Origin of the sequence: Citrobacter sp. Igbk 17 (genome assembly GCF_028069775.1) — a bacterium.
Classification (GTDB): domain Bacteria; phylum Pseudomonadota; class Gammaproteobacteria; order Enterobacterales; family Enterobacteriaceae; genus Citrobacter.
Map to the genome: position 1 here is coordinate 16836 of NZ_JANEWI010000021.1, position 8079 is coordinate 24914.

9 protein-coding genes are annotated in these 8079 nt (G+C 49.3%); 6 read left to right on the forward strand and 3 right to left on the reverse strand.

Going from position 1 to position 8079, the window contains the following annotated elements; all coding sequences use genetic code 11:
• The first annotated feature begins 130 nt into the window (after positions 1-130).
• Positions 131-922 (forward strand): cytochrome C assembly family protein, encoded by a 792-nt coding sequence (locus tag NNO08_RS13695; protein WP_137383491.1) that lies wholly within the window; start codon positions 131-133, stop codon positions 920-922.
• A gap of 18 nt (positions 923-940) precedes the next feature.
• Positions 941-2230, forward strand: a complete 1290-nt coding sequence (locus NNO08_RS13700; RefSeq protein WP_271456917.1) for an HlyC/CorC family transporter — start codon at positions 941-943, stop codon at positions 2228-2230.
• A gap of 49 nt (positions 2231-2279) precedes the next feature.
• Here NNO08_RS13700 and grpE read toward each other — a convergent pair whose 3' ends face one another.
• A complete protein-coding gene (grpE, locus tag NNO08_RS13705; RefSeq protein WP_271456918.1) occupies positions 2280-2873 on the reverse strand; it encodes a nucleotide exchange factor GrpE in 594 nt (197 codons plus the stop codon).
• Between the two features lie 121 nt (positions 2874-2994).
• Between grpE and nadK the strand changes: the two genes are divergently transcribed.
• The 3 genes from nadK to bamE all read left to right on the forward strand — a co-directional run bounded on the left by nadK (position 2995) and on the right by bamE (position 6114).
• Complete coding sequence (nadK, locus tag NNO08_RS13710) at positions 2995-3873, forward strand: NAD(+) kinase (protein ID WP_137383492.1); 879 nt, start codon at positions 2995-2997, stop codon at positions 3871-3873.
• A gap of 85 nt (positions 3874-3958) precedes the next feature.
• A complete protein-coding gene (gene recN / locus NNO08_RS13715) occupies positions 3959-5620 on the forward strand; it encodes a DNA repair protein RecN (RefSeq protein ID WP_271456919.1) in 1662 nt (553 codons plus the stop codon).
• 149 nt (positions 5621-5769) lie between these two features.
• A complete protein-coding gene (bamE, locus tag NNO08_RS13720) occupies positions 5770-6114 on the forward strand; it encodes an outer membrane protein assembly factor BamE (protein ID WP_200009169.1) in 345 nt (114 codons plus the stop codon).
• Between the two features lie 50 nt (positions 6115-6164).
• On the opposite strand, the gene NNO08_RS13725 is transcribed toward bamE, so the two are convergent.
• Positions 6165-6455, reverse strand: coding sequence for an RnfH family protein (locus NNO08_RS13725; RefSeq protein ID WP_137383498.1), 291 nt, complete (start codon positions 6453-6455; stop codon positions 6165-6167).
• Positions 6445-6888, reverse strand: a complete 444-nt coding sequence (ratA, locus tag NNO08_RS13730) for a type II toxin-antitoxin system toxin RatA (protein ID WP_040234063.1) — start codon at positions 6886-6888, stop codon at positions 6445-6447. Before ratA ends, NNO08_RS13725 begins: the two co-directional genes overlap by 11 nt.
• Before the next feature lie 154 nt (positions 6889-7042).
• Between ratA and smpB the strand changes: the two genes are divergently transcribed.
• Positions 7043-7525, forward strand: a complete 483-nt coding sequence (gene smpB / locus NNO08_RS13735; RefSeq protein ID WP_003031211.1) for an SsrA-binding protein SmpB — start codon at positions 7043-7045, stop codon at positions 7523-7525.
• The last annotated feature ends 554 nt before the right edge of the window (positions 7526-8079 follow it).

Below are 8079 nucleotides of genomic sequence, written 5' to 3' on the forward strand. Positions count from 1 at the left end.
CAGCGACACATCAACAGAAATTTGCCGCAGTATAACATGAAGCCGCCTTTGTTGTTATGCAACGGTTGGAGCAGAGGTCACGTAACGCTATACTGCTTTTCTTTACTCTTGGCCAACTGTCGACACCCATATGCCCGTTTTTGCTCTGTTAGCCCTTGTCGCCTATTCCGTCAGCCTTGCGCTGATCGTTCCCGCCCTGCTGCAAAAAAACAGCGGTTGGCGGCGTATGGCTATTCTTTCTGCGGTTATCGCGCTGGTCTGTCACGCGTTTGCCCTGGAAGCACGTATTCTGCCAGGTGGTGAAAGCGGACAAAACCTGAGCCTGCTGAACGTCGGTTCTCTGGTTAGCCTGATGATCTGTACGGTAATGACCATTGTGGCCTCGCGCAACCGCGGCTGGCTATTGCTGCCGATCGTGTATGCCTTTGCATTAATCAATCTGGCATGCGCTACGTTTATGCCCAACGAATACATCACCCACCTTGAAGCCACACCGGGCATGATGATTCACATCGGGCTATCGCTCTTATCCTATGCCACCTTAATCATTGCCGCGCTGTATGCACTGCAGTTGGCATGGATCGATTATCAGCTCAAAAATAAAAGACTGGCGTTCAACAATGAAATGCCGCCATTGATGAGCATTGAGCGCAAAATGTTTCATATCACCCAGATAGGCGTGGTTCTGCTGACGCTGACGCTGTGTACTGGTCTGTTTTATATGCACAACTTGTTCAGCACAGAAAATATTGATAAAGCCGTTCTGTCTATCGTGGCATGGTTTGTCTATATCGTTCTGTTGTGGGGGCATTACCATGAAGGCTGGCGCGGACGTCGTGTCGTCTGGTTTAACGTCGCAGGTGCAGGCATTCTGACGCTGGCCTATTTTGGCAGCCGCATCTTGCAGCAGTTTGTGAGTTAAGTCTTTTAAGGAACCTACGTGGAACACATCTCCACCACCACGCTTATTGTTACACTTCTCATCATGGTGGTTATTTCCGCCTATTTTTCCGGTTCCGAAACCGGAATGATGACCCTGAACCGCTACCGTCTGCGACACCGCGCAAAACAGGGAAATCGTCAGGCAAAACGCGTTGAGAAACTGCTTCGTAAGCCCGACCGTCTGATAAGCCTGGTCCTCATTGGTAACAACCTGGTGAATATACTGGCCTCAGCGCTCGGAACCATTGTCGGTATGCGTCTGTATGGCGATGCGGGCGTGGCAATCGCCACCGGGGTTCTGACCTTTGTGGTACTGGTATTTGCTGAAGTATTGCCCAAAACCATTGCCGCGCTGTATCCAGAAAAAGTGGCCTATCCCAGCAGCGTGTTGTTAGCGCCACTGCAAATACTGATGATGCCGCTTGTCTGGTTACTGAATACCATCACACGTCTGCTGATGCGTATGATGGGCATCAAAACAGATATCGTGGTGAGCGGTTCGCTGAGTAAAGATGAACTACGAACGCTGGTGAATGAATCGCGCTCGCAAATCTCTCGCCGTAATCAGGATATGCTACTGTCCGTGCTGGACCTGGAAAAAGTCAGCGTCGATGACATTATGATCCCGCGTAACGAAATCATCGGTATCGATATTAACGATGACTGGAAATCAATCGTCCGCCAACTTTCGCACTCCCCGCACGGGCGTATCGTGCTGTACCGCGACTCACTGGATGATGCCATTAGTATGCTGCGCGTCCGTGAAGCCTGGCGACTCATGGCCGAGAAAAAGGAGTTCACCAAAGAGACCATGCTACGCGCCGCCGACGAGATCTACTTTGTCCCGGAAGGCACCCCGCTCAGTACTCAGTTGATCAAATTTCAGCGTAATAAGAAGAAGGTCGGCCTGGTGGTTAACGAATATGGCGATATTCAGGGGTTGGTCACCGTTGAAGATATTCTGGAGGAGATTGTCGGTGACTTCACCACGTCAATGTCCCCGACGCTTGCCGAAGAAGTTACGCCACAGAATGACGGCTCAGTGATTATTGATGGCAGCGCCAACGTTCGTGAAATCAATAAGGCTTTTAACTGGCATTTGCCGGAAGATGATGCGCGAACGGTAAACGGTATTATCCTTGAAGCACTGGAAGAGATCCCCGTTACCGGCACGCGAGTGCGCATTGGTCAGTACGATATCGATATTCTCGACGTACAGGACAATATGATTAAGCAGGTGCAGGTATTGCCAGTCAAACCACTTCGCGAGAGCGTATCTGACCAGTGAGGATAATTCAGACCGGGTAACGCATCAGCACTACCCGGTCTGAAGCTGATTAGCTTTTTGCTTTCGCCACAGACACCATTGCAGCGCGAATGGTACGTCCGTTAAGGGTATAGCCTTTCTGCATTACCATCAGTACGTTACCGGCAGTAACTTCATCAGACTCAACCATGGCAATCGCCTGATGCACGTTCGGGTCCATCGGCACATCGATATCCGCAACCACCTGCACACCAAACTTCGCCACGACATCCAGCATCGACTTACGGGTCAGTTCAATACCTTCAACCATCGCCGCCATCGCGTCATTATCTTTGTTCGCCACTTCCAGCGCGCGGTCCAGGCTATCCAGCACCGGCAGCAGTTCGTTGACGAATTTTTCCAGTGCAAACTTATGCGCTTTTTCTACGTCCAGTTCGGTACGACGACGCAGGTTTTCCATTTCCGCTTTGATACGCAACACGCTGTCACGCTCGCGCGTTTCAGCTTCTGCAAGCTGAGCCTCCAGATTCGCAATCTTTTCATCGCGCGGATCCACCTGCTCAGCAGAAGCGTCTGATTCAACCGCCTCAACTTCTTCGTGCTGATCCATGATAATTTCTTCCGGGGCTTGCCCCTCAGGCGTTTTCTGTTCTTTACTACTCATGAATTTCTCCGCGTTTTTTCGCATTCATCTCGCTAACTTGGCTTATTATGGGGATCAGATTCAGGGATTCAAGGGAAGTACTCACATTGTCACCAATCTTCGTTACAAGGACCTCGATAAAATGAACAAACATTTCAAGTGTATTGGCATTGTGGGGCATCCACGTCACCCTACTGCACTGACGACACATGAAATGCTCTACCGCTGGTTATGCACGAAAGGTTACGAGGTTATCGTGGAGCAACAAATCGCCCATGAGCTCCAGCTGAAAAATGTGCAGACCGGTACGCTGGCAGAAATTGGTCAACAGGCGGATCTCGCGGTGGTTGTCGGTGGCGACGGCAATATGCTTGGGGCCGCACGCACGCTTGCGCGTTACGACATCAAGGTCATCGGGATTAACCGCGGCAACCTCGGTTTTCTGACCGATCTTGACCCGGACAATGCCCAACAGCAATTAGCAGATGTACTGGAAGGTCATTATATCAGCGAAAAGCGTTTTTTACTTGAAGCACAGGTCTGCCAGCAGGATTGCCAAAAGCGTATCAGCACTGCAATCAATGAAGTGGTGTTGCACCCAGGCAAGGTTGCGCACATGATTGAATTTGAAGTCTATATAGATGAAATTTTTGCCTTCTCTCAGCGTTCAGACGGACTGATTATCTCCACGCCAACCGGGTCTACCGCCTACTCGCTGTCTGCCGGAGGTCCCATTCTCACCCCTTCCCTGGATGCCATTACGCTGGTACCGATGTTCCCACATACGCTCTCCGCGCGCCCGCTGGTAATTAACAGTAACAGCACGATTCGCCTGCGCTTCTCGCATCGCCGTAATGACCTGGAGATCAGCTGCGACAGCCAGATTGCCTTACCTATACAGGAAGGCGAAGACGTATTGATTCGCCGCTGTGATTATCACCTGAATCTGATTCATCCCAAAGATTACAGCTATTTCAACACATTAAGCACTAAGTTAGGCTGGTCAAAAAAATTATTCTAATTTAACGCCAACCTCTTTACTGTATAAAAAACCAGTTTATACTGTATGTAATCACAGTTATGGTTTTTCATACAGGAAAACAACTATGTTGGCACAACTGACCATCAGCAATTTTGCTATCGTTCGTGAACTGGAGATCGATTTCCAAAGCGGAATGACCGTCATCACTGGCGAGACCGGTGCGGGTAAATCCATTGCCATTGATGCTCTCGGGTTGTGTCTGGGCGGGCGGGCGGATGCCGACATGGTGCGTACAGATGCCACTCGCGCCGATCTGTGTGCGCGTTTCTCTTTAAAAGATACCCCTGCGGCGCTACGCTGGCTGGAAGAGAACCAGCTTGAAGAAGGTCGTGAGTGTTTGTTACGCCGCGTAATCAGCAGCGACGGCCGTTCCCGCGGCTTTATCAACGGCACTGCCGTTCCCCTGTCACAGCTTCGCGAACTGGGTCAGTTGCTTATTCAAATCCATGGCCAGCACGCGCATCAGCTTCTGACAAAATCGGAACACCAAAAGTCTCTGCTTGATGGTTACGCTAATGAAGCGTCCCTGATTCAGGAAATGTCCGCACGCTACCAGCTATGGCATCAGAGCTGCCGTGATCTGGCCCATCATCAGCAACAAAGCCAGGAACGCGCTGCCCGGGCGGAACTGTTGCAATATCAGTTAAAAGAGCTGAACGAATTCAACCCCCAGGCGGGCGAGTTCGAGCAAATTGATGAAGAGTACAAGCGTCTGGCTAACAGCGGGCAGTTGCTCACCACCAGCCAGCAAGCGCTGGCTATCATGGCCGATGGCGAAGACATTAACCTGCAAAGCCAGTTATATACAGCCAAACAGCTGGTCAGTGAACTGGCGGGCATGGACGGCAAGCTCTCTGGTATTCTGGACATGCTGGAAGAGGCGACTATTCAGCTCAGCGAAGCCAGCGACGAACTGCGACACTACTGTGATCGCCTGGATTTAGACCCTAACCGTTTGTTTGAGCTTGAACAGCGTATTTCTAAGCAAATCTCTCTGGCGCGAAAGCATCACGTCGCCCCTGAAGCATTGCCACAGTTTTACCAGTCCCTGCTTGATGAGCAACAGCAGCTTGACGATCAGGCTGACTCGCTCGAAACCTTAACCCTGGCGGTAAACACGCACCACCAGCAGGCGCTGGAAACGGCAAAAAGATTGCACCGCCAGCGCCAGCATTACGCTCAGGAATTGGGGCAACTCATCACAGAGAGTATGCATGCACTCTCAATGCCGCACGGTCTCTTTTGCATCGATGTGAAGTTTGATGAACACCATCTGAGCATAGACGGAGCCGATCGCATTGAGTTTAAAGTCACTACGAACCCAGGCCAACCGTTGCAGCCAATTGCGAAAGTCGCTTCTGGTGGGGAACTGTCGCGCATCGCACTGGCCATTCAGGTGATTACCGCGCGTAAAATGGAAACCCCAGCGCTGATTTTTGATGAAGTTGACGTTGGTATCAGTGGTCCGACGGCAGCGGTTGTGGGTAAGCTACTGCGCCAGTTGGGTGAATCAACTCAGGTGATGTGCGTCACCCACTTGCCGCAGGTTGCGGGTTGCGGTCATCAGCATTTCTATGTCAGCAAAGAAACGGACGGCGCAATGACTGAAACACATATGCAGGCGCTTGATAAACGCGCACGTCTGCAGGAGCTCGCTCGCTTACTTGGCGGTAGCGAAGTAACGCGTAATACCCTCGCGAATGCAAAAGAACTGCTGGCAGCATAAACTTTTTTACCTTGCTAAGGTCTGAGTTCAACATAAAATCGCCGACTGACCTGACACCAAAAGGTTTTAAAGTGGTGAAAGGTCTATTATCATCGGCATATTACATATGAGCCGCGTACTGCTCGGGCCCGAAAAGGAATCAAATCACTATGCGCTGTAAAACGCTGACTGCTGCTGCAGCAGTACTACTGATGTTGACCGCAGGCTGTTCCACTCTGGAGCGAGTGGTTTACCGCCCTGACATCAACCAGGGAAACTATCTGACACCTACTGATGTCGCTAAAGTACGTACGGGTATGACGCAACAACAGGTTGCTTATGCTCTGGGTACACCAATGATGTCCGATCCTTTTGGCACCAATACCTGGTTTTATGTGTTCCGTCAGCAGCCGGGTCATGAAGGCGTGACGCAGCAAACGCTGACGCTGACCTTTAACAGCAGTGGTGTATTGACCAACATTGATAACAAACCTGCCCTGACCGACAAAAAGTAGGTTTAAGAGATCAAAAAAAGGTGCTCAATGAGCACCTTTTTTAATGTTTGTTATTTTTTAGCAGATTTCTCTGCCCGCTGCCTGCGCAGTTCTTTCGGATCAGCAATCAACGGTCGATAGATTTCTACCCGATCGCCATCATGTACGACATCAGCAAGCTTCACCGGACGGCTGTAGATGCCCACCTTATTTTTGCTGAGATCGATATCAGTACGTAGTTCCAGCAGCCCGGAAGCGCGAATCGCTTCTTCGACGGTTGCGCCCTGCGGCAACGTCACGCGCTGTAGATACTGTTTCTCCGGTAGCGCGTACGCGACTTCAACGACAATCTTAGCCGACACTGACACTGTAAACCTCTTTTGCGCGAACCGTGAAGGCCTGCACCATGTTCGACGCCAGCTCTTTAAAGATACGGCCAAATGCCAGTTCGATCAGTTTATTCGTGAACTCAAAATCAAGATGAAATTCAATGCGACACGCTTCCTGGCTCAACGGCGTAAACTTCCAGCCCCCAATGAGTTTTTTGAACGGTCCATCGACCAGATGCATAAGGATGCTCTGGTTACTGGTCAGTTGATTACGCGTGGTGAACGTTTTGCTAATCCCTGCTTTAGAGACATCCACAGCCGCTGTCATCTGCCCCGGAGTCGACTCCAGGACACGGCTTCCGGTGCAACCCGGTAAAAACTGAGGATAGGATTTAACATCATTCACTAACTGATACATCTGTTCCGCACTGTAAGGTACTAAAGCGGTCCGGCTAATCTGAGGCATAACAATTTCCATCAATATCAATCGTGCAAATAATACCATTTATCATCCGCTAAAAAAAACGCTATAGCCCAACTCGTGCTAAGATAGCGCCTTGCGCCCCGCTGGATGAAATGGGGTGTTTTTCAATTCCAGATTACCTATACTGAGCGGCATTATGACGAAGAAAAAAGCACACAAACCTGGCTCAGCCACAATCGCGCTCAACAAGCGCGCACGACACGAATACTTTATTGAAGAAGAGTTCGAGGCTGGACTCGCACTGCAAGGCTGGGAAGTCAAATCCCTGCGCGCAGGAAAGGCCAATATTGGCGATAGCTATGTCATTCTCAAAGACGGCGAAGCGTTCCTGTTTGGCGCCAACTTCACGCCGATGGCCGTTGCCTCAACGCACGTCGTGTGTGACCCTACCCGCACCCGTAAGCTTCTGTTAAACCAACGCGAACTTGACTCCTTATATGGACGCATGAATCGTGACGGTTACACCGTCGTGGCACTTTCGCTGTACTGGAAGAATGCCTGGTGCAAAGTCAAAATTGGCGTCGCAAAAGGGAAGAAACAGCACGACAAGCGTTCCGATGTCAAAGAACGTGAGTGGCAGTTGGACAAAGCTCGTATTATGAAAAATGCAGGTCGATAAATCCCCCTCTCAGCGGCCAGTCTCTCATCATGAGGCTGGCCCTTATTGTTTAGTTATTGAAATCCACCCATTACATTCACCAAGATTATAGTTTTTACTCCGCTGAATCGTTCAAACCTAAAATAGTCTTTCCATTATTTTATCGCGGCCATAGCTTAATAAAGTAAAAATTCAAGAGCGTATTATTTATATTTTACACTTCACCAATAACACTATTATTACTGGTGTTTATTAGCTTTATAAAAAAACAGCACAGAATAAAAACAACTTTATATACAGTGAGTTAGGTTTAAACAAAAAACCAAAACATGTACTGGAAAGTATCCTTTTCAATTGTCCCAATGTATTTTTAATATAGATAATTTGCGTAATACATCCTTTCTGACTATATCATCTAATACGAAAGAACTATTCAGACTTAAAGGCTCTGACGTATTCGATAAACAAACTGATACCTGCGTGACCTAATCAATGAAATCACACGTGCAAACTCATCTATATGATGAACGGGCACCTGTCAGCTCATTTTCCCAACACGCTATTGTGGATTAATA